A 23,897-nucleotide genomic window follows, 5' to 3' on the forward strand; every position below is an offset into this window, starting at 1 on the left:
CTAAATCAGGGCACTTTTTACATGCAACAAGATGCCATACACGATCATGACCACACCGCTTACCATGGTTCCGGCAGCGATATAGCGGGCTGAAACACCCGTCCCCAGATAATGCGTCTCCAATGCCACAATATTGGCGGCGGGCGGCAGACAGAACAAGAAAAACAAAACCGGAATCAGCGATTCAATTTGCGGAATCGCAATACAATAATAAGTTACTATACAAATGATGACCCCGCAGAATAGCTTGAACATTAAATTCCGGGTACTTAGCAGCAAGTCAGCCCCATGTACACGGGTATGTCTCAGCCACATTCCCAGAATACACATGCCGGCAAAGCTCATCCCGAACCTGGCAACCTCATAGGTCCCTTCTACCAGCACATTGCCCTGCAAATGATGCGCTCCCGACAGCCATAGAACCAAGGCTGCCAGCAAGGCCAGTACCGGCGGAGATTTCAGTACTTTTTGCAATGTTGCAACATAATCGGCTGGCCCGTCTGAAATTGCAGCCACTGCCCAGATATTGCCAAACAGTGAACCACCAATATATAACGCAATCATGGCGGCGCTGACCTGTTCACCAAATAAAGCCACAGCAAATGGAAAACCTAACCAGCCGATATTGCTATAGCTAAAGCACAATGCCTGTAAACGGTCTTTAGAAAAATAGGCAAAGACATAAAACAGCAGTACAGACGAGATCAGGCTAAACAGCATCAAGGCCAAGCTACCCGCCTGATAAAACACCATGTTGTAAACGATGACTACCGGAATAAATAGCCGGGCCAGTAAGGAAGACAGGATTTTCTTGGCCTGCCCTGCTATTTCGGTCTGGGCAAGCAACAACCCGAAAATAAAGGCACTTATAGGGAGGAGCAATGTCATGTCGATCTATTTTTATCGGGTCTTGCAATGCTGCTTATGCTAGCACTTTTTAGTAGGGGATCAATGCACTGTCTTAAAACTGCAATATAAGTGTCACATCTTTGTCATGCCCAGCTGTTGAGATATACCCAAAGTTTTACAGGAATAACAATATGGCTGGTTTATCTATTTGGCATGTACTGATTTTTGCAATTGTGGTGATCTTGCTGTTCGGTACATCAAAACTTAAAAACCTGGGTAAAGATGTCGGTGGTGCGGTCAAAGACTTTAAAAAATCAATGAAAGAAGACGAAGTCACGGCGCCGTTAAACGAACCACGCACCATTGATGCACAAGTTAAAAATACTGAAAGCTCAGTAAAAAGCTAAGCAGGCAAGTCTATGCTGAATTTGGGAATGACCGAGATTTTTTGCTTTGCGGTGATCGCATTGCTGGTACTCGGTCCTGATAAATTACCGGAAGCTGCCCGCTTTGTCGCGAAATGGTATGGAAAGATTAAAAAGTTTATCAACAATATTCAGAACGAAATTGACCGCGAACTTCGCCTGTCGGAGTTTCGCGAAGAAATGCAAAAAGAAATCGAGAAAATTACAGAACTTGAACGCAGGATGCAACAGCAGCTGGATGCACTTAAAAATACCCAAATAGCCACTGCGGCAGCGTCCCAGGCAACCGGGCATCTACCTGTCCGCTATACCCTGATTGCGCAGCCAGCCTGTATTCCCTTCAGTCTTGAATACCACAAGCAATTACCTTTCAAGCTAGAACCGAGCCTCCCGACTCAACAGTTTGATACCGAATTAAAGATTGCCGTATGAGCCAGTTACCTTCGACCTCAGTAGATACTGAAGAAACCTTGCAGCAAATGCCGGTGATGCAGCATTTGATCGTACTCCGCCAATATCTGTTCAAGATCGTTGGGGTAACGATTCTGCTGTTCTTCTGTTTATTGCCGTTTAGAAACACCACTTATCAATGGCTTTCCGAGCCGTTAAGACAACAGTTGCCAGCCAGCTCAACCATGATTGCAACCGATGTCACGGCAACCTTCATGGCCCCGTTTAAGCTGAATCTGTTTGTGGCATTCCTGCTGGCCATGCCATATATCATTTACCAGATCTGGTCATTTATCAGACCAGCCTTGTATGAAAAGGAACGCCATCTGGCTATTCCGCTACTGCTGGGCAGTATTGTACTGTTTTATCTGGGTGTGGCCTTTGCCTATTTCATTACCTTGCCGGCGATCCTGCATTTCTTTATCAGTGTCTCACCTGAAACCGTGGCCCCCATGACCGACATCAACAGTTATTTGGGGTTCTGCCTGAAACTGTTTTTAGTATTTGGTTTCACTTTTGAGATTCCCATCATTACGCTGGTGCTGATCCTGATTGGAGTGGTCAGCACGCAAAGTCTGGTTGAAAAACGCCGTTTCATTGTAGTTGGCTGTTTCTTTATTGCCATGTTTGTGACGCCACCTGACGCCTTGTCGATGATTATGCTGGCGGTCCCGATGTGGATGCTATTCGAGCTGGGCTTGCTGTTTGGAAAAATACTGGAAAAACGTCAGCGTCCAGCTTGAATGGGAACGGCTTCATCCCTGAACTGGCTTCAGGGATGTCTATTTTAAATTTATATTTTTTAGCCATTTATAAAAATCAAATTGTCTTGAAACTGCCTTAAAAGTGTCAAAAAACTGTCATCTCTGCTTCATAGAATCGATCAGGATTTATTTACCATATATTATAGATACGGATTTATTATGACAGCCAATACCCATCAGCCAAGTCGTCGTGATATTTTAAAATGGTTTGCAGGTATCCCGTTTTTACCATTGGGGGCGATGAGCACAGCAGCAGTTTTGACCGGTTGTAATGATGACAACGATAATAACGTTGTGACGCCACCGACCAAGCTGGTCAAGTTTAAAAATGCCAAATTTACCCCGATGGCAGCTCCATCGACCACAGCAGAAATGGCGACCACTTCAGTCAAGTCTAGCCTGACCGTGACCTGGGAAGACAATACCAGTACCGAATATAAACTGGGTTATCAGGAATTTTTCCGTACAGGCATGCAAGTCGACAATATCGACGGCGGAAAAATCATTGCCGGTAGCTATTACGACATTCACAATCAACCAATCCGTGATACCTCGGTTGCAGGACAGGAACGTCAATTCTTTTCGGACTGTCCGGATGGTTCTTCCATGATCCATATCAAGGATGCACAGGTGGCCGGGGTAAATCATCCGGTCTTCCATGTCGTACAGTTCGAGTACACCACCCAGAACCTGGCCAAACAAAGCATGTATGGCCAATTACCTTCTCCGATTGCGGTCCTCACCCTGGATCAGGACCAGAAAACAGGTCATCTGACATTGAAAAAGTACTTCAATGTCGACATGTCCAAAGTGCACGGTCTATGGATCACTTGTGGTGCCAGCCTTTCACCCTGGAATACCCACCTTTCCAGTGAAGAATATGAACCGGATGCATTTGACCAAATCGGTAGTAGCCTTGCTACATTGAGAGCCTACAGTAAAAACCTGTATGGCAATGAAAATACAGCCAACGTCTATAACTATGGACACTTGCCAGAGATTATTCTGGACGGTAAAGGTCGCGGAACGGCCGTTAAACATTATTGCCTGGGCCGTATTTCACATGAACTGATTCAGGTGATGCCGGACAACCGCACCGTGATTATGGGCGATGACTATACCAACGGCGGCTTCTTTATGTTTGTGGCCGATAAAGAAAAAGACCTCTCTGCCGGGAGCCTGTACGTTGCAAAATATACGGCTGAGCTGAATGAAACCTCCACTGCACCTATTCAATGGATCAAGCTGGGCCATACCAGCAGCAAAACCATTGAAGATCTGGTCAATGTCCGGGGCATTAAAGCCGAAAACATTATGGAAAGCCTGACCACTGCCCCAGCCGATTTAACCGGTTATACGCAGATCGTACTGGATAAGAAAACCCTCTGGGTCAAGTTAAAAGAAGCCAATAACGGCTTTAGCAAGGAAGAAATTGAACTGGCAGCAGCTTTCCTTGAAACCCATCGTTACGCTGCACTGAAGGGCGGCAGTATGGCCTTTACCAAAATGGAAGGCACAACCGTGAACATCAAGGATAAGGTAGCTTACTCTGCACTGGCCAATATCCAGGATTCCATGATTGAAGGCAAATCCAGCTGGGTGGCGGCACATAACGTCAAGTTCAAGAGCACCCTGAAAGCAGGTGGTGTACTTGCACATGACCTTAAAGGCAGCCAGGTTGACCACTTAAATGGTGTGATCAATAGTGAATGGGCACCCTACCAGAGCCATATGCTCCTGATGGGCAAGGATATTCCGGTAGATAGTCTGGGCAATACAGCCGATCCGAACAACATTGCCAGCCCTGACAACCTGAAATTCTCTGAAACCTTACGCACCCTGTTCATTGGTGAAGATAGCGGTAACCACACCAATAACTTCCTCTGGGCATATAATGTAGAGACCAAGTCGTTAGACCGGATTCTATCGACGCCGGCAGGTGCAGAATCTACCGGCCTGCATGCGGTTGACTCCGTCAATGGCTGGACGTATATCATGAGTAATTTCCAGCATCCTGGCGACAGTTCAAGTCTGCCGGCCGACTTAAAAGCAACGGTGCTGGCCAACTATAACGGCGGTTATAGTGCCAGCGTCGGCTACATTACCGCTGACCCGGTTGCACCATCGATCGAGAAAAAAGCCTAACTCCCGGCTTTTATTGCAAAAAGAAAATGCTGGCGTCATGCCGGCATTTTTTATGGGTGTAACCCCAGTTCTAGCTCAACAATCTGGCCCTGCTGTTGTCCTTGCTGGGATTTTTCCAGCCAGTGCCATTGTCGGGTGTCGAGTCTTAAAAAGTTGGAGCATCGGGTACCGTATACCGGACTCTGGATAAAGGTTGAAGACAACAGCGCCTCCATTTCGGTACTGATGCCGGTGTCCGGCAATAAATCGGCAATGACCTTGCGCTCATCTTCCAGAATATCCCAGGCGGCCTGCCTGAGTGCAGATTCCGGAACAGGGGCCTGTTGCAGCATCGGTAAAAACTCCTGGGTAAAGCGTTTGCGCAAATGCCGGGTCTTTTGCCAGTCTTCAGACATTAAGCCATTCGACACCACGTATACCCCATTCGCCAGCACCTGGGGTGCCTCTCCCCGGTTACTCATATACACCGCCTGCTTGCGGTCACCCACAAACAGGTTAAACCCGGCATAATCCTGCTGTTGCTGTTCCAGTTGCTGGGCAAAACGGATCGGTGCCAGCTCACTTTCCAGAAAAGCCTGAATCAGATGGCCACGGGAAGTGCTATAGGATTGCTGATCCCGGCCATTCCGGAAATTGGTCAGGATAGCCCAGCGTCCCGATGCGGTTATACCCATCCAGGTACCGCCAGACTGCAGGTCCTGCCCGGCCACAATCGCACTTTCCGGCCATGGATGTAAGGCGGCACTGGGCCGGTGATAGAACTCATCACGATTTGAAAGTAAACATAATGGCATCCCTTCCAGTACATGCCATGCAAAAGCGACAATACACATTGATCTGGTTCTCACATCTTTACACATTGAATGTACAACATTTTTCAGATCATTCCGCTACAATCTGATCAAAACTTAATTTCAAATTTTAAACTGAGGAACAGCAATGCTGACCTATCCAAATATTGATCCAGTTGCGCTGAGCTTGGGACCGGTCAAGGTGCACTGGTATGGACTCATGTATCTTCTGGCTTTCCTGTGTGCCTGGGGTCTGGCCTCCTATCGCGCCAAACAGCGTGATGGCTGGACCGCCGATATGGTTTCAGACCTGGTGTTTTACGGGGCATTGGGGGTAGTGCTGGGTGGACGTATCGGCTATGTGCTGTTTTACGAATTCGGCAAGTTCCTTGAAAATCCACTGTGGCTGTTTCAGGTCTGGACTGGCGGCATGAGCTTCCATGGCGGCTTTCTCGGCGTCATGATTGCCATGCTGTTCTGGTGTAAAAAGTACCAGAAAACCTGGTTCCAGACGCTGGATTTTATCGCTCCCTGCGTACCGACAGGCCTGATGTTTGGCCGTTTTGGCAACTTTATTGGTGGTGAACTGTATGGCCGTCAGGTACAAGACCCGAATTATCCGTTCGGAATGATTTTCCCGACCGATCCATTAGGTCTGGTCCGTCATCCTTCGCAAATCTATCAGGCCCTGTGTGAAGGCCTGATCCTGTTTATCGTGTTGTGGTGGTTTAGTTCCAAACCACGCCCACGGATGGCGGTTTCGGCACTGTTTCTGGTTGGCTACGGCGTGGCGCGCTTCTTTATGGAATTCTTCCGTCAGCCCGATGCAGACCAGGGCTTCATCCTGTTTGGCTGGATGACCAAAGGCCAGCTCCTTAGCTTCCCGATGATCATTATTGGGCTGTGGATGATCTGGTATGCCTATCGTCGGAATATCTATGACTGGCAGTTAAAGAAATAAAAAACGGGAGCTTTGGCTCCCGTTTTTTTGTGCTTTATCCACACCAGATAAACCGCGTATAGTGACTGGATAACACAAGCAGTTTACAGCAGGTCAAGACCATGCCAGATCAGTATTCAGGTTTTAAAAGTCACCAGCTCTTTCTTTCCCTGTCTCCCTTACAGCTCAATCAGCAGATTGTGACTGAAATCGAGAAAAGGCTGGGCCTCAGCCTGCTCGATAAGGATGCAGCGCATCGGGTCTGCTTTGCCAACCAGAATGCCGAATTACAGGATGCCTATAAGCAGGTATTTAGCGCAGATGACCTGCTGGATTATGTCTATGCACAACTGTCCGGGACAAAGTCCGACCCTGATCTGGGCAGTGCCCTGATGTCAGATACCCTGATTGCTTATCCTGATGAGCCTCTGGCGTTTTGGCAACAGGTTCGCCGTGGTCACAGCTTGCGCCAGTGCCGCCACTAAAATGTAGCAGCCAGCACCTTGGCGATTTGCCCCAGACGCTTGCCTTGTGCTTCACACAAAACCTTTTCATCCTGACTCAGGCTTTGCTCATGGCGAGTCCCGCTGACATGACTGGCACCATACGGTGTTCCCCCGGTTTTGGTGTTTGACAGCGCCGGAATCGAGTTGGGTAAGCCCAGAATCATCATGCCATGATGGAACAATGGCGGTAGCATGCTCAGCAATGTACTCTCCTGCCCGCCATGCATGGAACCTGAAGAGGTAAAAACACAGGCAGGTTTATTATGCAAAGCGCCATTCAGCCACAAGCTGGTGGTTTGATCCCAGAAATATTTCATTTCACTGGCCATATTGCCAAAACGCGTTGGCGAACCCAGTGCCAGTCCAGAACAATGTGCCAGATCATCCAGCGTGCAATAGAGATCGCCCTGTTCCGGAATGCTGGCTTCAGCCTGCGTCACAACGGTCGATAAATTGGGCACGGTCCGGATACGGGCAGTCATGCCGGCAGCTTCAATTCCGTCGGCAATGAGATGGGCCATTTGTCGGGTTGAACCATATTTACTGTAATAAAGAACAAGAACGTAAGGTTGCATCGCTTTCAAGAATTTTGTTAAAAAGGACACTATACGACATTTTATACTTTTTAGGCTGTTACAAGTCCTGTCCCGGCACAGGATCTTATTAAAAATAATTAGGATAGAACCCATGATCTTAAACCGTTATCTAAAAAAACTGCCTTTTTTAGAAAAAACATGGTTTCAATTTATTGTGTTTGTGTTACGACGTTTTGAAGCAGACCGCTGTCGCGAGCAAGCAGGCGGACTCACCTACACCACCCTGTTTGCAGTCGTGCCGATGTTGACCGTTTTCCTTGTCATTATCTCCTCGATCAAGGCACTGGAACCTGCACGCCAGCAATTACAACAACTGATTTACAGTAACTTCTTGCCTAAAAGCACCATCGCCTTTGACAAGGCCCTGAGTGCATTTACCGAGAAATCGAGTAACCTGACCATCATTGGGGTGCTGTTCCTATTTGTCACCACTGTGCTCATGCTGACCTCGATTGAAAATGTGTTTAACCGTATCTGGCGCGTCAAGGAAACCCGCACCGGTCTGGTCGGTTTCATGCGTTACTGGACCATTATTTCACTGGGCCCGATCGTGTTAGGCAGTGCTTTTGTACTGTCATCAACGGTTGCGTCAATGAGTATTCTCAGCAATAACTTTGCAGGCTATCAGCTAGATGGTGCGTTCCTGCTCTGGCTGATTTCGTTTTTACTGACGATTGTCGGTTTTTTCATTTTATACTGGACCATTCCTAACCGTATTGTGCCGGTGTTTTCAGCCTTGATTGCCGCCTGTTTCAGTGCGACCGTGTTTGAAGTGCTCAAGCGTTTCTTTGGCTGGGTCATGAGCAACTTTACCAGCTATGAAATCGTTTATGGCGCATTTGCCGCAGTGCCTATTTTCCTGCTCTGGATCTATCTGTCCTGGAATATCATCCTGCTGGGCGTAGAAATCAGTTATGCCCTGACGGCCTTTCATTCGGGTAAAGAACAGAAGCGCCATCCGATTTTGATGCTACTGGATATTCTGGAACTATTTTACAAGAAACAGCAGCTTGGGCAAAGTGTCAGTGAAAAAGAGCTGTTAAATATCATTGGCCGTGGTGAATTAGGCCGCCTGCCGGCTTATATCCTGCAACTGGAACGGCAAAACCTGATTATGCGTACCGATAAAGATGAATATGTACTGGTTCGCAACCTGGCCCAGGTGGATTTCTGGAGCTTCTTTACCGATCTGCCGTATCCATTGCCCCTGCGTGATGATGTCAGCAATATCCATCAGGATGATGAATGGATGGAGCGACTTGGCCCTGCACTGATTGAGAGTAATGATTATCTGGCAGCCAAACTGTCCATTCCACTGTCGACCCTGTTTGAGCAGAAGTAACAAAACAGGCCTCATAGGAGGCCTGTTCTATTTTTTGATCCAGCCTTGCAGGCTAACCACCACAATGCCAAGCAGCACCAGAGCCGAACCGATCACAAAATTCAGCTCAATGTGCTCCCCCAGTAACCCGACTCCAAAAGCCATGCCAAATAACGGGGTCAGGAATGAAAACACCCCAAGACGTGACGCCAGATAATTGCGTAATAGCCAGAACCACACCAGAAAACTGGCAAAAGACACAATCAGGGTGTGAAAGGCCAGACTGCCGATCACCAGTGGAGTAAAATGAATTGAGGCCTGTCCCAGCATGATCGCCAGTCCGGACAGTAAGACAAAACTGCCCGCCAGTTGATAAAACAAGGTTTGTGTTACGGCGGCCTGTGCCAGCGAAGATAAACGCACGGTAATGGTGGTTGCCGCCCAGGCAATGCTTGCAGCCAGAGCCAGCAGGTCTCCCCAGAGCATCTGTTGTTCGGGTGCGCTTGCAGCAGGTTGACCCCGTATGAAGGTGACCACAATTCCCAAAAAGGCAATGGCAATGCCACCCCACTGTAACAGGCTCAGGCGCTCGGAAGGCAGTTTCCAGTGCAATCCCAAGGCCACAAAGATAGGCGCGGTATACAGTAAAACGACCGCATGAGAAGCCGAGGTCCATTGCAAGGCCTGCGCCAGCAGAAAGAATTCCAGCGAAAACAGAAATGCGACCAGTCCACCTGCCTTGAGGTTCTGGCGGTTAAAGAGCTGGCTGGCTTTATCCAGATAAAGCAAAGGCAATAATAAAACAGCCGCCAGTCCGGAACGTAAGGCAATCTGCATTAGGGGCGTGATATCTGGGGCCGCCATTTTTAAAATGACTTGTTGCAAGCCCCAGATCATACACAATATGATCATTAGACCAGATGCTTTGGCATCCAGTGCTTTGCGCTCATCCATCGCATGCTTCCGATTGTATTATTTGAGCATCAATATAAGACTGTCAGATTTTCATGATATAGTGAAAATCTGACAATAGATGCATGTTTTCGGGCAATTCTCATGTTATGAAAAAATCGGCACAACGGATTCAGGATTTTCAGGCCATCCCTGCCTGCAATGATATTCCGGCCCCGTTATGGCTACGGGTGCGGGAAGCGCCGGCAGAAACGTTCTGCCCCAAACATGCACACGCCTAGGGAGAGTTTATTTATGCCTTTGACGGCGTGCTTGAAATCAATATCGGGCAGATCAATTACCTGACCCCGCCGCCCTACGGTATCTGGCTTCCTCCGCATGTACAGCACAGCGGTATTAACCGGAATGACGTGACCTATTGTACCTTGTACGTGCATGAGACCTTATGTCAGCACATGCCACAACAGGCAGGCATCTTGCTGTCTGCTCCGCTGGTGCCGGCCCTCCTTGAACATCTGCGTAAGTCCCCGTTTGCAGAACAGGACCCCGAATATTTACGTTTACTGCAGGTACTGCTAGACACCCTCGGCCATGCCGAACTGGTGGGTAGCTATTTGCCCACGACCCAGCATCCGGCACTGGCCAAAATCCTGGCTCATCTGCATGCATCTCCTGCCGATAACAGTACCCTTGAACAGCTTGCACACAAGATCAACATGACCGAACGGACGCTGGCACGTTATAGCCAAAAAGAGCTGGGGATGTCACTGCATGAATGGCGGCAACGCCTCAAGGTCATGAAAGCCATGTCGATGCTGAATCAGGGCAAAACCATTGAAAGTATTGCACTGGATCTGGGCTATGCCAGCTCATCTGCTTTTATTTATATGTTCCGGCGCTGGATGCATTGCACGCCGGATCAGTTCCGCAAGCTGTATCCGGTCAACGCGTCCTGAGCGGAACCTGAAACGCTTTCAGCCAGGCAAAAAAAAGCGCTGCCCTCTTGATCGCAACGCCTTTTTATCCCCGCGTGAGACTTAGCCTTTTACAAAGCTATCCCAGTCATATTCGCCAGAGCGGGTAATCAGTTTCATGGTCAACCGGTCATTGGCCCGTAAAGCACCCACACCTGCTGGTGTACCGGTCATGATTACATCTCCCGCTTCCAGACTAAAACACTGGTTAATCTCGACCAGTAAAGCGCCAATGTCCCGGATCATGTCTTTGCTAAATCCATGCTGACGTTCAACACCATTAATGCTGAAAACCAGTTCCAGATCTTGCAGGTCGCCAACTTCATCCGCCTCAATCCAGTCTGCCAGCAGGCAGGCACCATCAAAGGCTTTGGCACGCTCCCAAGGCTCTCCCTTGGCTTTTAAATCGGCCTGTAAATCACGCAAGGTCAGATCCAGCCCCAGTGTTACGGCACCCACCGCTTCCAGTGCCTTGACCGGATCAGTTTCCAGTGATAAAGGCTGGGCCATCTGCAAACAGATTTCACATTCATAATGACACTCCCCCAAAGCCTGATTCCAGCTAATCCCTTGAGATAACGGGCTTAGGCTGCTCGGTGGCTTGATAAACAAGATCGCTCGATCAGGAATAGGATTGCCTAGTTCTTTGGCATGTTCAGCATAATTCCGGCCGACACACACAATTTTTGAAGGACGTGTACTCATGAATATTCCTTGTTCTTTGAACCGCTGATAAATTTACTTTTTAAAACTGTTTTCAAATTTGACCTGATCTGCCGAATTTGCAAATGCACGCTTTGGCACAATAATCACGGTATGATTTTTCAACTCCAGCATATAGGTGAGTTTGCCGACTGCAAAGGATTGTACCTCGGCATACTGGGCGTTCTGGGTTTTACCGGTTGAATACAGCTCAAAATGATCCTGATATAAATCAATTCCCTGTTCACTCTTACCAAACTGGTAACGTACAAACTGGCGCTTGAACAACATCGGCAATAACCAGTAGCGCATCACGCCCTGCATCAGCAGGAAGAATGCACCCAACGCCACATAATAGCGACCGACCCCGGAGAAGCCTAAATAAATCCCCCACAGGATAATCGCGATACTGATCACGGGTGTTAGAAAACGGCTGAAGGTCTTTTTACCAAAAGTGACCAGAGCAAAACCATCTTGTGATTCTTCCAGATTCAGATAATAGCGCACAGAGACCGTTGGACGTTGTTCAGACATTTTTAAATTTCTAACATTTGAAAAAACTGACCTATTAGAACATAAATGCTTCGCTGGTAAATCACCTTTCTGGCGTTTTGATACAAAATTTAAATCGGGGCATTCAGCTGACTTCATTCTTTTTTTTGAACCACATTATATTGAATCCTGTATTTTCCAAGTCCTGCAAAATGTGGTTTGTTCTTGAAGCTTATCATATCTATCAAGGCACTGAATACAATGGAGTCTCTGGCAAAGTTTTACACAATACGACTATTTTTTAACACTAAAAAATCTTATTAATAATGGGCGTGGATACACTCAATCACAGGGTGTTAATGCCCGCCAAATCACGGATAAAAACCAAAGGAATGTGATGCGTTATTTGCACGGACTACTTGTCGCCTGTATTTTTCTAGGCACAACACAAAGTGGTTTTGCCCAGCTACTGACTTGGAATGACAATATTCCCAGTGCCTTACAGCCATTTCAGAACAATCCCAAAATCCTGGCAAGCTACACCCAAAACACGATTTTTATCTATGGACATCCTGTCACAAAAACGGCATTGCCCACCTTAAAAACCAATCCTCAACCCAGCGTGAGTTTTAATTCTGCGGCAATAATTGTACCCGTCAACGCCCGCCAGGTTGCCAAAACCTTGACTGATTTCAATCAATATACCGGTTTGTTCCCGACCGTGAAATCGGCCAAAACCCTGCAACAGTCAGGCAATATTGTCCAGATGAAATATCGGGTTTCGATTCCGACACCTATTCCCGTGCTGAACTTCAATGAAGAGGTCACCTTACAGCATCAGATCCAGCCTAATAGTATTTCCAGCTTGGTGATTGATGCGCCCATTCCCTATGGCGTGGGTAAATTTGAATGGTTTGCCCTGGATGAGCACCGTACCTTGATTACCCTGACCCAATGGGGAGACCTGAACCAGCCCAAGGGATTTATTGTTAAGAAAATTCTAAATGCCATTCCTGAAGTCAAGCTTGGCATCCCCAGCAGCAGCAACGCTTTTGTAATGGAGGCGCTCAGAAACCGGTTTAACCAGCAAACTATAACAGCCTTGCATGCCGGACAAATTCCCAGCCCGCAACTTAATAACGCCCAACTGATGAAAATTGCACAACTGAGCCAGAATGCCCAGCAGCCGGTGAGCTTTCTGCATGCGCCCACCAGTGTACTCTATACCCACGGGCGTGAAGCCATGCGCTTCACCACAACGTATCGGTTTTATCAACAGTCGCCCCAACAACTGCAAAAATGGCTAACACCTGCAGCCTATCAGGAACTGTTCCCCCGCCAGATCAAGAAAGTGGTTACGACAGCTGTTCAGAATCAGGCACAAGATGCAGATCTACAGATCAATGTCGGTCTGGGCGTGATCAATATTCCGTTTGCCTTCAAATTGCATTTTAGTTATCCCGGCAGCACTGAAAATAATTTTTATGCCAAAGGTGGAGATTTACGCTTTATTAAAGGGCAAATGCAATTGACTGGCGCAAACCCGGGTACTTTATTGAAAATGACCAGCAGTATGAAAATCGATGAAAAAGCGCCTTTTTTACTCAGGGCAATGCGCAGCCTGCCTTATCACGAGCTGTTACCTGCGGTTGGCGGTAATGCGGTATTTGTACAGAAGCTCAAGACAAAAATTTAAGGCACAAAAAAACCGCATTTAAGCGGTTTCTTTTTTCAAATTGGTGCGCTCAGAGAGATTCGAACTCCCGACCCCTTAGTTCGTAGCCAAGTGCTCTATCCAGCTGAGCTATGAGCGCATATTTGATGAGGGGCATTATACGCACTTTTTCGCAAAAGATAAGACTTTTTTCACAAGTTGCTAACCAAGTGGCTAGAGATTCAGCGTTCCCGCCGCAAAAGCCTGACCTGAAGCATTCAGCCAGTTGAACCGAGAGTGCTATGCAGCGCTGCTAAACCGTATAGGCCATAAATTTCCTAAAAAATAAAAGAGATATAAATTAACTTTTAAAATTCAATTAAATAAAAACAGCCCTTCAGAACAAATCAAACTACTCTGTTGTTTTATAAATAATCTATGATTTCATAATATTAAAATATGCATTCAAAAAACAAAAATACAATTATTTGTTTTATATAAATTTTATAGGCTATTAAAAAATATGATACATACTGCAATATTGACATTAAAGCGATAATCAAACAATACTAATTGGTATATTATGAGACAGGAGTCACATAATTATTAAGCTAAATAAAACAAAACTCCAATAATTATAGGTATATCGACATGTTATTTAAAAGTATTTTATCACCAATTACGGGTATTCTCTCGCTTTCGAGTAGCAATAGCCCTACTACGGCACCGGCGCCTGTCAACACTGTATCGACAACAAATCATGTTCAGGTCGAAGATACCACCATCACCAATAACAGCAATGGTTCAGGTGATGGTTTATTCGGCAGTGTTCTATCAGGCAATGGTCAACAAAACTATGGGGCTGGTGTGGGTAATGCCCAGGACTTTAGCTTTCCCCTTCCATTTACGACGGCTTTTCACTCATTAGGAAATTCATTTCCCTGGCTGGCAGATGCTTCATCTGTGAATACCGCCACCACCAGTACTTCGACGCAGATTCAGGACAATGACATCATTAATAATAGCAATACTGGCGCAGGTGCCGGCAATGGCAGTAATGGTGGCCTATTAAGCGGTATTGCTGCTGGCAACGGCGAGCACAATTATGGGATCGGCAATGGTAACGGTGACGATGCTACCCTGACAACGCCGGTTACTGTTCCGTTCGAGGCGCTAGGTAACTCGCTGGCTGCTCTGGGACAGGGCGAACTGGATTCAGTCAATACTACCCCGACCACATCAAGCGTCAATATTCAGGACAATGACACCACCAATAACAGCAATACGGGGACAGGTGCCGGCAATGGCAATGGCGGCGGCTTGCTCAATGGTGTTGCGGGCGGAAATGGCGAACACAATTATGGCATTGGTAATGGCAACGGCGATGATGCCACTGTCACGGTTCCATGGACCACTCCTGTACAAGCTGTTGGCAATTCAATTGCAGGTCTGGGAGGTGGCGATATTAATTCAGTCAATACTGCACCAACCAGCTCGAGCACCAATATTCAGGACAATGACAGCATCAACAATAGCAACAGCGGTAGCGGTGCTGCCGGTAATGGCAGTGGAGGTGGCTGGTTAAATGGCGTTGGCGCGGGCAATGGCGAGCAGAACTATGGCATCGGTAATGGTAACGGTGACGATGCCGCCATCACCACACCAGTCACGGCACCCTTTCAGGCACTTGGTAATTCGGTTGCAGGTCTCGGCGGCGGCGATGTGAATTCGGTCAATACCGCACCGACCACCTCAACCACGAATATTCAGGATAATGACACCACCAACAATAGCAACAGCGGTACTGGTGGTAGCGGTAATGGCCTGGGCGGATTGCTGAATGGCATCAGTGCAGGCAATGACGAACACAATTACGGCATTGGCAATGGCAACGGTGACGATGCCAGCGTAACCATACCATGGACGACTCCGGTACATGTACTGGGTAACTCTTTTGCCGGTCTGGGCGATGGCGATGTCAACTCAACCAATACCGCACCGACCACAAGCTCAAATATCATTCAGGACAATGACACCACCGATAACAGCAACAGCGGTACAGGTACCGGTGGCGTCGGCAATGGTGTAGGTGGCTGGGGCAACGGCCCTGCCGCAGGCAATGGCGAACAGAACTATGGTATAGGAAACGGTAATGGAGATGATGTCGACATTACCGTGCCTTGGACCACACCTTTAAATGTACTTGGCAATTCTGTTGGCGGTGGTGGCAATAATTCGTCGACCAATTCGGCACCGACCACCACACTGAACCATGTTCAGGACAATGACAGCACCGACAACAGCAATAGCGGCACAGGTACCGGCGGCACTGGCAATGGTCTGGGTGGCTTACTCAACGGAGTCAGTGCGGGCAATGGCGAACACAACTACGGCATTGGCAATGGCAACGGTGATGATGCCGACTGGACGTCTCCTGTGGTCAGCCCGATCAATGCCATGGGTAATAATGTGTCCTGGTTTGGTAGTCATGATCCGGCACATACCGGCAATACCTCAGTCAATAATGGATCAACCCATACCACCAATATCGTCGAAGACAATGATCATATCGACCATAGCAACAGTGGCGCAGGCGCTGCCGGCAATGGCATTGGTGGACTTTTGAGCGGAATTGGTTCAGGCAATGGCGAGCAAAACTATGGGATCGGCAATGGCAACGGTGATGATGTAGGGATTACCACCCCGATCACAACGCCAATCAACGGTCTGGGCAATGAGTTCTCATTTTTTGGTGATGCCAATAATGCATCTCATAACAATGCTTCGACCACGACCACCAATATCGTTCGTGACAATGACACCACAGACAATAGTAACAGCGGCGGTACAACGGCTGGCAGTGGAGCTGGTAATGGTATCGGCGGCCTGCTCAATGGGGTTGGTGCTGGTAACGGCGAACATAATTATGGCATTGGTAATGGTAACGGAGACGATGTCGGTGTGGTTATGCCTATTACCACACCACTGAGCGGTCTGGGCAACTCGTTCTCTGTCTTCGGCGACGCAACCACCAGCTCGGTCAACAATTCATCGACCACAGCCGTCAATCATTATGAAGATAATGACAGTACGGATAATAGCAATAGCGGTACAGGGCTGACAGGCGACTCTGCCGGCAATGGTATCGGTGGCTGGGGCAATGGCCCTGCTGCGGGTAATGGTGATCACAACTATGGGATCGGCAATGGCATTGGCAATGATTCCAGTGTGGTTGCACCGATCACGACACCAATCAGCGGTTCTGGCAATGCCTTCTCGCTCTTTGGCAATGCCACTTCAAACTCGGTTAATGACTCGTCGACCAAAACCACCAATTACTTCCAGGACAATGACAGCATTAACAATGGCAATAGCAGTAGTGGTGTTGGCGGTACGGCGGGTAATGGTGTCGGTGGTGGCTTATTAAATGGTGTAGCCGCAGGTAATGGTGAACACAACTATGGTATTGGCAATGGTATTGCCGATGACGGCAGCGTCGTTGCGCCAATTACCACACCAATCAATGCTTCTGGCAATGCCTTCTCCATCTTTGGCAATGCCACATCCAACTCGGTCAATAATTCTTCGACCACAACCAATAACTACTTCCAGGATAACGATACCACCAATAACAGTAATAGCGGTGGTAACGGTACAGGCAGCGGTTCGGGTAATGGTAGCGGAGGCGGTTTATTAAACGGTGTTGGCGCAGGCAACGGCGAACATAATTATGGTATTGGTAATGGTATTGCCGATGATGCCAGTGTCATTATCCCGATTACGACTCCAATTAATGCATCGGGTAATGCCTTCTCCATTTTTGGTAATGCAACAGCCAATTCAACCAACAACTCATCAACCACCACCAATAACTACGTTCAGGACAACGATTCAACCAATAACAGTAATAGTGGCGGTAACGGCGTAGGTGGCGGTTCAGGTGGCCTGCTTGGACTGGGTGGTTTACTTAACGGTTTTGCAGCAGGTAATGGCGAACATAACTATGGTATCGGCAATGGCATTGCCGACAATGCCAGTATTGTTGCCCCGATTGCCATTCCGATTAACCTGTCTGGCAATGCAATCTCTTTATTTGGTAGTGCAACAGCCAACTCTCACAATAACTCATCCACAACCACCAATAACTATGTTCAGGACAATGACACGACCAATAATGGTAATGGCACTGGCAATGGTGGCAGCGGCAACGGTTCAGGCGGCCTACTCGGTGGTATTGGCGCAGGTAATGGTGAACATAATTACGGTATCGGCAATGGTATTGGTGATGATGCCAGTATCGTGACACCGATTACGATTCCAATTAACTTCTCTGGCAATGCCATCTCTGTGCTTGACCTCAGCGGTTTAAATGGTGAAGGTGAATTCAATCCACTTAGCCCGGTTACCAATATTCTGCATATTGTCGCCGGTGATGGCGAAGGTGGTACGGGTCTCCTCGGTACTGTGACAGGTGTTATTGGCGGAGTTACTGGAGGTATTGGCGGTGAAGGTGGGCCTCTTGGCGCAATCACGGGCATTATTGGTGGCATTACCGGCGGTATCGGTGGTGGTGAAGGTGGGCCTCTAGGTTCGATCACTGATATTATTGGTGGCCTTACCGGCTGCATCGGTGGTGGTGAAGGTGGGCCTTTAGGCGCGATCACGGACATCATCGGTGGTATTACTGGCGGTATCGGTGGCGGCGAAGGTGGTCCTCTAGGTTCGATCACTGATATTATTGGTGGTATTACTGGCGGCATTGGCGGCGGCGAAGGTGGGCCTTTAGGGGCAATCACCGGCATCATCGGTGGTATTACTGGCGGCATTGGTGGTGGTGAAGGTGGGCCTTTAGGTTCGATTACTGACATCATCGGTGGTATTACCGGCGGTATCGGTGGTGGTGAAGGCGGGCCTCTTGGCGCGATCACTGGCATTATCGGTGGCATTACTGGTGGTGACCTGGGCAATAATCCTGTTACTGGTGTCATCCAGTCTGGTATTGATGTACTGCAAGGGGTCGAAAGCCTGAAAACCGATCTTATCAATACGGGTATCACGACTGTAGGTGGTGCAATTGGTAGCGTGCTGCCGGGTGTTCATCCAGTGACTGACCTGACCAATCTCGGTACCCTCACCTTTGAAACCTCTCGCGACACTGTAAACGGTACTCTTGAAGCCATTTCTGATCTGGCGGGTGCCGATATCGGTGGCGCTGCCGGTTCGCTTACAGGTGTGGTCGGTACACTGATCAATAACGGTTCAACCGCTTCCGGTCTGGTTCAACATATTGCAGGTGACCTGACTGATGTCGGTGGCCTGCTGGGCGGCATCGGTGGCGGTGAAGGCGGTCCTCTTGGCACGATCACTGGCATTATTGGTGGTATTACTGGCGGTATCGGCGGTGGTGAAGGCGGTCCATTGGGCGCGATCACTGGCATTATTGGCGGTATTACTGGCGGTATCGGTGGCGGCGAAGGCGGTCCTTTAGGGGCAATCACCGGCATCATCGGTGGTATTACTGGTGGTATCGGCGGCGGTGAAGGTGGTCCTTTAGGTTCGATCACTGACATCATCGGTGGTGTTACTGGTGGTATCGGCGGTGGTGAAGGCGGTCCTTTAGGTTCGATCACTGACATCATTGGTGGTATTACTGGTGGTATCGGCGGTGGCGAAGGTGGTCCTTTAGGTTCGATCACTGACATTATTGGCGGTGTTACTGGCGGCATCGGCGGCGGTGAAGGTGGTCCTTTAGGTTCAATCACTGACATCATTGGTGGTGTTACTGGTGGTATCGGCGGTGGTGAAGGCGGGCCTTTAGGTTCAATCACTGACATTATTGGTGGTGTTACTGGTGGTATCGGTGGTGGCGAAGGTGGGCCTTTAGGTTCAATCACCGACATCATCGGTGGTATTACTGGTGGTATCGGTGGCGGTGACGTGATTTCCGGTATTGCCCAGCCGATCCAGATTGTAGTAGGGAGTGGTAGCTTAACGCTCGATATCTTACAAGAGAGTGTAACGAGCCTGTCGCATGGTAATCTATTCGATAATATAACTGACCTTGTTCATGTGAATAATGAAGATGGCAGTGTAGACAATATCTTGACAGCGATTACAGGCACACTTTCCAATAGCTCCGGTATTGCAGTTGGAGAACCAAATCCGAATGGCGGGGCTTTAACCGACCTGATCTCGATTACCTCTCCATTGTCTGGCCTGACAGATCATCTGTTTGGTTCAGTTCATCACTTTTAATCTTTAAACTCAGGAAAGCCACCAAAATCAGTGGCTTTCCCCTTTTCTTGTAAAAGGATCACTTGAGTTCCCGTTTTAAATTACAGGACACCATGTATTAATAAGTTTTGATTAACAACACTTGATAAACAAAGAAAAATGGATGCATTCCCGTGATTTCTTAAGTAAAGATTACGCTTATTAAAAACTATAAACCTTTGATATATTTAGATATTAAAATTCAGACTTGAATAGAAATATTTGTTTTCAAATCAGTAACAAATTTCACAACTTTTCCAGTACTTGCCCCTCAATGACTTGCAATTTTTTTGCCGATTTTAATTTAATTGTCTGATATCCCTGATTATATTTTATTCTGCAGTGTTTATAGGATATTTCAAAATAAAATACACATGTACATTTAATAGAATGTTTTCCCTTATTAATACTCATATAAATCAAAAAGTTAAATCTAAATTTAACAATCAGATGCAATACCGTTACAGATTGACAAAATAACTGCCACATATAACACTAAATGTGGTTAATGTGACTTTAATCACAGAATAATCATAGCGATTTCATAACTATTTAGAACAACACAACTTTAAGAATATAGGTATCGATATGCTTTTTAAAAGTCTTCTATCACCCATTAAAACGATTACATCAAGCCTGACCGATAGTAATCACTCGACATCTCATGTTGGCGGTTCACTTCTAGCTCCCCTCTCCCTTTCGACAATCACGAATCTTGTTTCAACGCCAACACTCACAAATACAGTCAGCAGCATTACTGGTGGAGCAGCCAACAATCCACTAGGAGCTGTTACCAACATTCTTGGCAGTGTGACAGGTGAAAGCAGCGGGAGTCCACTGGATTCGGTGACACATATTATTGGAGGAGTTACAGGTGGAACGGCCGGCAATCCGCTTGGTGCAGTAACCGGTATTATTGGTGGAATTACGGGTGGTACTGATGGTGGCCCACTTGGCGCAGTGACTGGTATTATCGGTGGCATCACAGGCGGTGTCAGTGGTGGCGAAGGTGGTCCTTTAGGTGCGATCACCGGCATCATCGGTGGCATCACGGGTGGTGATTTAAGCCATAATCCGGTTACCGGTGTCATCCAGACAGGCATTGATGTGCTTCAGGGGCTGGAGAGCTTAAAAACCGACATCATCAACACCGGAATCAATACTGTTGCAGATACAATTATCAGCACTGTTCACCAATCTGAACACCCCATTGGCGATCTAGCCAATCTGGGTACCCTCACCTTTGAAACATCCCGCGATACTGTAAACGGTACACTTGAAGCGATTTCTGATCTGGCGGGTGCCGATATCGGTGGCGCAGCCGGTGCGCTTACTGGCGTGGTCGGTACACTGATCAACAACGGTTCAACCGCTTCCGGTCTGGTTCAACATATTGCAGGTGACCTGACTAATGCTGGTGGCATCATTGGCGGCGAAGGTGGTCCTCTTGGCGCGATCACGGGCATTATCGGCGGCATTACTGGTGGTGACCTGGGCAATAATCCTGTTACTGGTGTAATCCAGTCTGGTATTGATGTACTGCAAGGGGTCGAAAGCCTGAAAACCGATCTTATCAATACAGGTATCACGACTGTAGGTGGTGCAATTGGTAGCGTGCTGCCGGGTGTTCATCCAGTGACTGACCTGACCAATCTCGGTACCCTCACCTTTGAAACCTCTCGCGACACTGTAAACGGTACTCTTGAAGCTATTTCTGATCTGGCGGGTGCCGATATCGGTGGCGCTGCCGGTTCGCTTACAGGTGTGGTCGGTACACTGATCAACAACGGTTCAACCGCTTCCGGTCTGGTTCAACATATTGCAGGTGACCTGACTGATGTCGGCGGCCTGCTGGGTGGCATTACTGGCGGCATCGGCGGTGGTGAAGGCGGTCCTCTAGGAGCAATTACGGGTATTATCGGTGGCATCACGGGCGGCGCAAGCGGTGGTATCGGTGGTGACCTGCTTGGTTCTGTTACAGGTGTTATCGGTGGCATTACAGGCGGCGCAAGCGGCGGTATCGGCGGTGACCTGCTCGGCTCTGTTACAGGCGTTATCGGTGGCATTACAGGCGGCGCAAGCGGTGGTATCGGTGGCGACCTGCTTGGTTCTGTCACAGGTGTTATCGGTGGCATTACAGGTGGCGCAAGCGGCGGTATCGGTGGTGACCTGCTCGGTTCTGTTACAGGTGTTATCGGTGGCGGCATTAATAGTGGAGACATTATTTCCGGTATTGCCCAACCCATCCAAACTGTCATCAGTAATGGAAATGTAACTGTTGATGCTTTACAGACTCATGTTAGCACTCTCTTTGGTGATGATTCATTTAACGGTATCAATGACCTCATTAGTGTAACTGCCGGAGATGGTGACTATAGTATTAATGGCAGTGTTGATAGCATCCTGGATGCATTAACCGGAACCGTTTCATCAGGCGCAGGTATCGCAGTTGGCGAACCAAATCCAAATGGTGGTTCGTTGACAGATCTGGTCTCACTTCAATCATCTCTCGGTCATTTAACCGATCACCTGTTCAGTTCAGTTAACCACTTCTAAATAGATCACTATCAAAAAGCCGCTGTCATCAGCGGCTTTTTGATATTTATAATTTTTAATCTCAGTCTATTCCAAAAACGAAATTCCGGTATTTTTTAATTCATCAGATTATGTCTATCATTACTACGCACAAGGTTGAACATTTCACAACTTAAAACGACCTAAATCCATAGATTTAAATAGTCTCAAACCTCGAGATACACTAACCTAGTTTTCCCATGCTGGCTTCATTTTATGATATACATATTTGGCCTGATCGGGTCTAGCAGACATTTCCATGCCTAGTTTAACAAAAGAACGGGAAAATAAAATCGAGCTAAAATCGCTTGTACTCAAGAGAACAAATGCTAAAAACCATTTTTAAAAACACGCCTGAAGAAGACTCCATTTCAGATCACTTTAAATCTGCTTATCTCTGTTTTATTTTTTCTTTCATCATCCTATTGATTTTTGGCTCGGCTCATCAAGCTGCCTTACATCAACTCGATCTTGCCAGAAACCACATGTGGAAAATCTCGAAGCAACAGATTGACTCAAGCAACGAAGCCTACATTCGCCGCGAACGGGCCGGCGCATCAATCATACTTCCAACCCATACCAATCATTCTTTAATAATGAAGTGTGATGCCAAACTCATGAAGTTATGCCAGCAAGAGCTTAAGCAGCCAAATCATGCAATCCAAACAGTCTATTACTATCAAACCATTCCGATAGCAAATAACCAGCCCGAATACCAGCTCAAAGCGATTGATTATATTGATCTTAAAGGAAATTTAATTCATATCGATTATCAGCAACTGGCTCCCAATACTCCAACTGCGATACAAAAGAATAACTGGAAACTCTGGATAATTACCTTCATTGGAGCGTGGATGTTTTTATTAATGGCTTTTATGATTTCGACTTTATTAAAAATATTCTCAAATAAGATCAGAATTACACTCATGGCTTTACTGGGCCTATATTATATTTCAGTCGTTTATAGCAGTGTGATGCTTTATATTTGTTAAAATTCAGGCACAAAAAAACCGCAATCAAGCGGTTTCTTCTATTTAAGTTGGTGCGCTCAGAGAGATTCGAACTCCCGACCCCTTAGTTCGTAGCCAAGTGCTCTATCCAGCTGAGCTATGAGCGCATTACTTATCTGCCTATTCAGGCGTGTGTTACTTTAAATCTTTACTTGGTGCGCTCAGAGAGATTCGAACTCCCGACCCCTTAGTTCGTAGCCAAGTGCTCTATCCAGCTGAGCTATGAGCGCCTTAAGTAAAGTGGCGGTGAGAGAGGGATTCGAACCCTCGATACAGTTGCCCGTATGCATCCTTAGCAGGGATGTGGTTTCAGCCACTCACCCATCTCACCGTAACACGAGCGCAATAATACAAACTAAAACCACATTACACAAGGGATGTTCCGGTTTTTTTCTACTTTTTTAGCTCAATCAAATATTTTTTAAACAATTTTCACATTTTTTCGGCATTTTTTACTTCAGTGCTTGCTAATATAGTGTTCTCTCCTTTATTCGGATCGGGGCAATAAACAGAATCTTG

Annotated in this window: 17 protein-coding genes, 4 tRNA genes and 1 pseudogene; 12 read left to right on the forward strand and 10 right to left on the reverse strand. The window is 47.4% G+C overall.

Translation table 11 applies throughout. The annotated features are described in order from the left end of the window. The gene (locus OC23_RS16345) at positions 1-888 is read right to left on the reverse strand and encodes a permease (protein ID WP_038346050.1); all 888 of its coding nucleotides are present in this window, start codon (positions 886-888) and stop codon (positions 1-3) included. A gap of 152 nt (positions 889-1,040) precedes the next feature. On the opposite strand from OC23_RS16345, the gene tatA reads away from it, so the two are divergent. From tatA to OC23_RS16365, 4 genes are all read left to right on the forward strand, one after another. Continuing rightward, positions 1,041-1,256, forward strand: coding sequence for a Sec-independent protein translocase subunit TatA (gene tatA / locus OC23_RS16350; protein WP_038346051.1), 216 nt, complete (start codon positions 1,041-1,043; stop codon positions 1,254-1,256). 12 nt (positions 1,257-1,268) lie between these two features. Continuing rightward, positions 1,269-1,706 carry a Sec-independent protein translocase protein TatB gene (tatB, locus tag OC23_RS16355; protein WP_038346052.1) on the forward strand — a complete coding sequence of 146 codons (438 nt, stop codon included), beginning with the start codon at positions 1,269-1,271 and terminating at the stop codon, positions 1,704-1,706. Next, positions 1,703-2,467 (forward strand): twin-arginine translocase subunit TatC, encoded by a 765-nt coding sequence (gene tatC, locus OC23_RS16360; RefSeq protein WP_038346053.1) that lies wholly within the window; start codon positions 1,703-1,705, stop codon positions 2,465-2,467. The genes tatB and tatC overlap by 4 nt, the downstream gene beginning before the upstream one ends. A 180-nt stretch (positions 2,468-2,647) precedes the next feature. Continuing rightward, complete coding sequence (locus OC23_RS16365; protein WP_038346054.1) at positions 2,648-4,633, forward strand: PhoX family protein; 1,986 nt, start codon at positions 2,648-2,650, stop codon at positions 4,631-4,633. Positions 4,634-4,683: 50 nt separating this feature from the next. Here the strand turns inward: OC23_RS16365 and OC23_RS16370 are convergent, their stop codons facing one another. Then, the gene (locus OC23_RS16370; protein ID WP_038346055.1) at positions 4,684-5,466 is read right to left on the reverse strand and encodes an NRDE family protein; all 783 of its coding nucleotides are present in this window, start codon (positions 5,464-5,466) and stop codon (positions 4,684-4,686) included. A 106-nt stretch (positions 5,467-5,572) separates the two neighbouring features. On the opposite strand from OC23_RS16370, the gene lgt reads away from it, so the two are divergent. Further along, positions 5,573-6,385: a prolipoprotein diacylglyceryl transferase gene (lgt, locus tag OC23_RS16375; RefSeq protein ID WP_038346056.1), complete on the forward strand. Its 813-nt coding sequence runs from the start codon at positions 5,573-5,575 to the stop codon at positions 6,383-6,385. A gap of 101 nt (positions 6,386-6,486) precedes the next feature. Further along, positions 6,487-6,849 carry a hypothetical protein gene (locus tag OC23_RS16380; protein WP_038346057.1) on the forward strand — a complete coding sequence of 121 codons (363 nt, stop codon included), beginning with the start codon at positions 6,487-6,489 and terminating at the stop codon, positions 6,847-6,849. On the opposite strand, the gene wrbA is transcribed toward OC23_RS16380, so the two are convergent. After that, positions 6,846-7,445 (reverse strand): NAD(P)H:quinone oxidoreductase, encoded by a 600-nt coding sequence (wrbA, locus tag OC23_RS16385; RefSeq protein ID WP_038346058.1) that lies wholly within the window; start codon positions 7,443-7,445, stop codon positions 6,846-6,848. The two genes, OC23_RS16380 and wrbA, sit on opposite strands and share 4 nt — an antisense overlap. 112 nt (positions 7,446-7,557) lie before the next feature. On the opposite strand from wrbA, the gene OC23_RS16390 reads away from it, so the two are divergent. Further along, complete coding sequence (locus OC23_RS16390; RefSeq protein WP_038346060.1) at positions 7,558-8,808, forward strand: YihY family inner membrane protein; 1,251 nt, start codon at positions 7,558-7,560, stop codon at positions 8,806-8,808. Positions 8,809-8,835: 27 nt separating this feature from the next. Here the strand turns inward: OC23_RS16390 and OC23_RS16395 are convergent, their stop codons facing one another. Then, complete coding sequence (locus OC23_RS16395; RefSeq protein WP_038346061.1) at positions 8,836-9,741, reverse strand: DMT family transporter; 906 nt, start codon at positions 9,739-9,741, stop codon at positions 8,836-8,838. Positions 9,742-9,848: 107 nt separating this feature from the next. Between OC23_RS16395 and OC23_RS16400 the strand changes: the two are divergent. Then, positions 9,849-10,655: pseudogene (locus OC23_RS16400) on the forward strand (AraC family transcriptional regulator). A gap of 81 nt (positions 10,656-10,736) precedes the next feature. Here OC23_RS16400 and OC23_RS16405 read toward each other — a convergent pair. Further along, entirely contained in the window at positions 10,737-11,378 is a 642-nt protein-coding gene (locus OC23_RS16405; RefSeq protein WP_038346062.1) for a fumarylacetoacetate hydrolase family protein, read from the reverse strand. A gap of 33 nt (positions 11,379-11,411) precedes the next feature. Next, a complete protein-coding gene (locus tag OC23_RS16410; RefSeq protein ID WP_038346063.1) occupies positions 11,412-11,909 on the reverse strand; it encodes a YcxB family protein in 498 nt (165 codons plus the stop codon). Positions 11,910-12,264: 355 nt separating this feature from the next. Between OC23_RS16410 and OC23_RS16415 the strand changes: the two genes are divergently transcribed. Continuing rightward, on the forward strand, positions 12,265-13,563 hold the full coding sequence (locus OC23_RS16415; RefSeq protein ID WP_038346064.1) for an SRPBCC family protein: 1,299 nt from the start codon (positions 12,265-12,267) through the stop codon (positions 13,561-13,563). A gap of 41 nt (positions 13,564-13,604) precedes the next feature. On the opposite strand, the gene OC23_RS16420 is transcribed toward OC23_RS16415, so the two are convergent. Then, positions 13,605-13,681: transfer RNA gene (locus OC23_RS16420), tRNA-Arg, on the reverse strand. A 491-nt stretch (positions 13,682-14,172) separates the two neighbouring features. On the opposite strand from OC23_RS16420, the gene OC23_RS16425 reads away from it, so the two are divergent. From OC23_RS16425 to OC23_RS16435, 3 genes are all read left to right on the forward strand, one after another. After that, positions 14,173-19,776, forward strand: coding sequence for a beta strand repeat-containing protein (locus OC23_RS16425; protein WP_038346065.1), 5,604 nt, complete (start codon positions 14,173-14,175; stop codon positions 19,774-19,776). Between the two features lie 606 nt (positions 19,777-20,382). After that, positions 20,383-22,350 (forward strand): hypothetical protein, encoded by a 1,968-nt coding sequence (locus OC23_RS16430; RefSeq protein WP_038346067.1) that lies wholly within the window; start codon positions 20,383-20,385, stop codon positions 22,348-22,350. A 344-nt stretch (positions 22,351-22,694) separates the two neighbouring features. Continuing rightward, on the forward strand, positions 22,695-23,360 hold the full coding sequence (locus OC23_RS16435) for a hypothetical protein (protein WP_038346069.1): 666 nt from the start codon (positions 22,695-22,697) through the stop codon (positions 23,358-23,360). Between the two features lie 48 nt (positions 23,361-23,408). Here OC23_RS16435 and OC23_RS16440 read toward each other — a convergent pair. From OC23_RS16440 to OC23_RS16450, 3 genes are all read right to left on the reverse strand, one after another. After that, positions 23,409-23,485, reverse strand: a tRNA-Arg gene (locus tag OC23_RS16440). A gap of 46 nt (positions 23,486-23,531) precedes the next feature. Continuing rightward, a tRNA-Arg gene (locus tag OC23_RS16445) sits at positions 23,532-23,608 on the reverse strand. Positions 23,609-23,619: 11 nt separating this feature from the next. Continuing rightward, positions 23,620-23,709 (reverse strand) — tRNA-Ser (locus OC23_RS16450). Between the last annotated feature and the right edge of the window lie 188 nt (positions 23,710-23,897).

This window comes from Acinetobacter sp. A47, from assembly GCF_000805455.1.
Classification (GTDB): domain Bacteria; phylum Pseudomonadota; class Gammaproteobacteria; order Pseudomonadales; family Moraxellaceae; genus Acinetobacter.

Bases quoted from the DNA above. Each gene is read 5' to 3' on its own strand.
- OC23_RS16435 (WP_038346069.1), top strand. From the start codon at position 22,695: ATGCTAAAAACCATTTTTAAAAACACGCCTGAAGAAGACTCCATTTCA.
- OC23_RS16365 (WP_038346054.1), top strand. From the start codon at position 2,648: ATGACAGCCAATACCCATCAGCCAAGTCGTCGTGATATTTTAAAATGG.
- OC23_RS16370 (WP_038346055.1), bottom strand. From the start codon at position 5,466: ATGTGTATTGTCGCTTTTGCATGGCATGTACTGGAAGGGATGCCATTA.
- OC23_RS16390 (WP_038346060.1), top strand. From the start codon at position 7,558: ATGATCTTAAACCGTTATCTAAAAAAACTGCCTTTTTTAGAAAAAACA.
- OC23_RS16425 (WP_038346065.1), top strand. From the start codon at position 14,173: ATGTTATTTAAAAGTATTTTATCACCAATTACGGGTATTCTCTCGCTT.
- tatB (WP_038346052.1), top strand. From the start codon at position 1,269: ATGCTGAATTTGGGAATGACCGAGATTTTTTGCTTTGCGGTGATCGCA.
- wrbA (WP_038346058.1), bottom strand. From the start codon at position 7,445: ATGCAACCTTACGTTCTTGTTCTTTATTACAGTAAATATGGTTCAACC.
- tatC (WP_038346053.1), top strand. From the start codon at position 1,703: ATGAGCCAGTTACCTTCGACCTCAGTAGATACTGAAGAAACCTTGCAG.
- OC23_RS16395 (WP_038346061.1), bottom strand. From the start codon at position 9,741: ATGGATGAGCGCAAAGCACTGGATGCCAAAGCATCTGGTCTAATGATC.
- OC23_RS16410 (WP_038346063.1), bottom strand. From the start codon at position 11,909: ATGTCTGAACAACGTCCAACGGTCTCTGTGCGCTATTATCTGAATCTG.
- OC23_RS16430 (WP_038346067.1), top strand. From the start codon at position 20,383: ATGCTTTTTAAAAGTCTTCTATCACCCATTAAAACGATTACATCAAGC.
- OC23_RS16415 (WP_038346064.1), top strand. From the start codon at position 12,265: ATGCGTTATTTGCACGGACTACTTGTCGCCTGTATTTTTCTAGGCACA.
- OC23_RS16405 (WP_038346062.1), bottom strand. From the start codon at position 11,378: ATGAGTACACGTCCTTCAAAAATTGTGTGTGTCGGCCGGAATTATGCT.
- lgt (WP_038346056.1), top strand. From the start codon at position 5,573: ATGCTGACCTATCCAAATATTGATCCAGTTGCGCTGAGCTTGGGACCG.
- OC23_RS16380 (WP_038346057.1), top strand. From the start codon at position 6,487: ATGCCAGATCAGTATTCAGGTTTTAAAAGTCACCAGCTCTTTCTTTCC.
- tatA (WP_038346051.1), top strand. From the start codon at position 1,041: ATGGCTGGTTTATCTATTTGGCATGTACTGATTTTTGCAATTGTGGTG.
- OC23_RS16345 (WP_038346050.1), bottom strand. From the start codon at position 888: ATGACATTGCTCCTCCCTATAAGTGCCTTTATTTTCGGGTTGTTGCTT.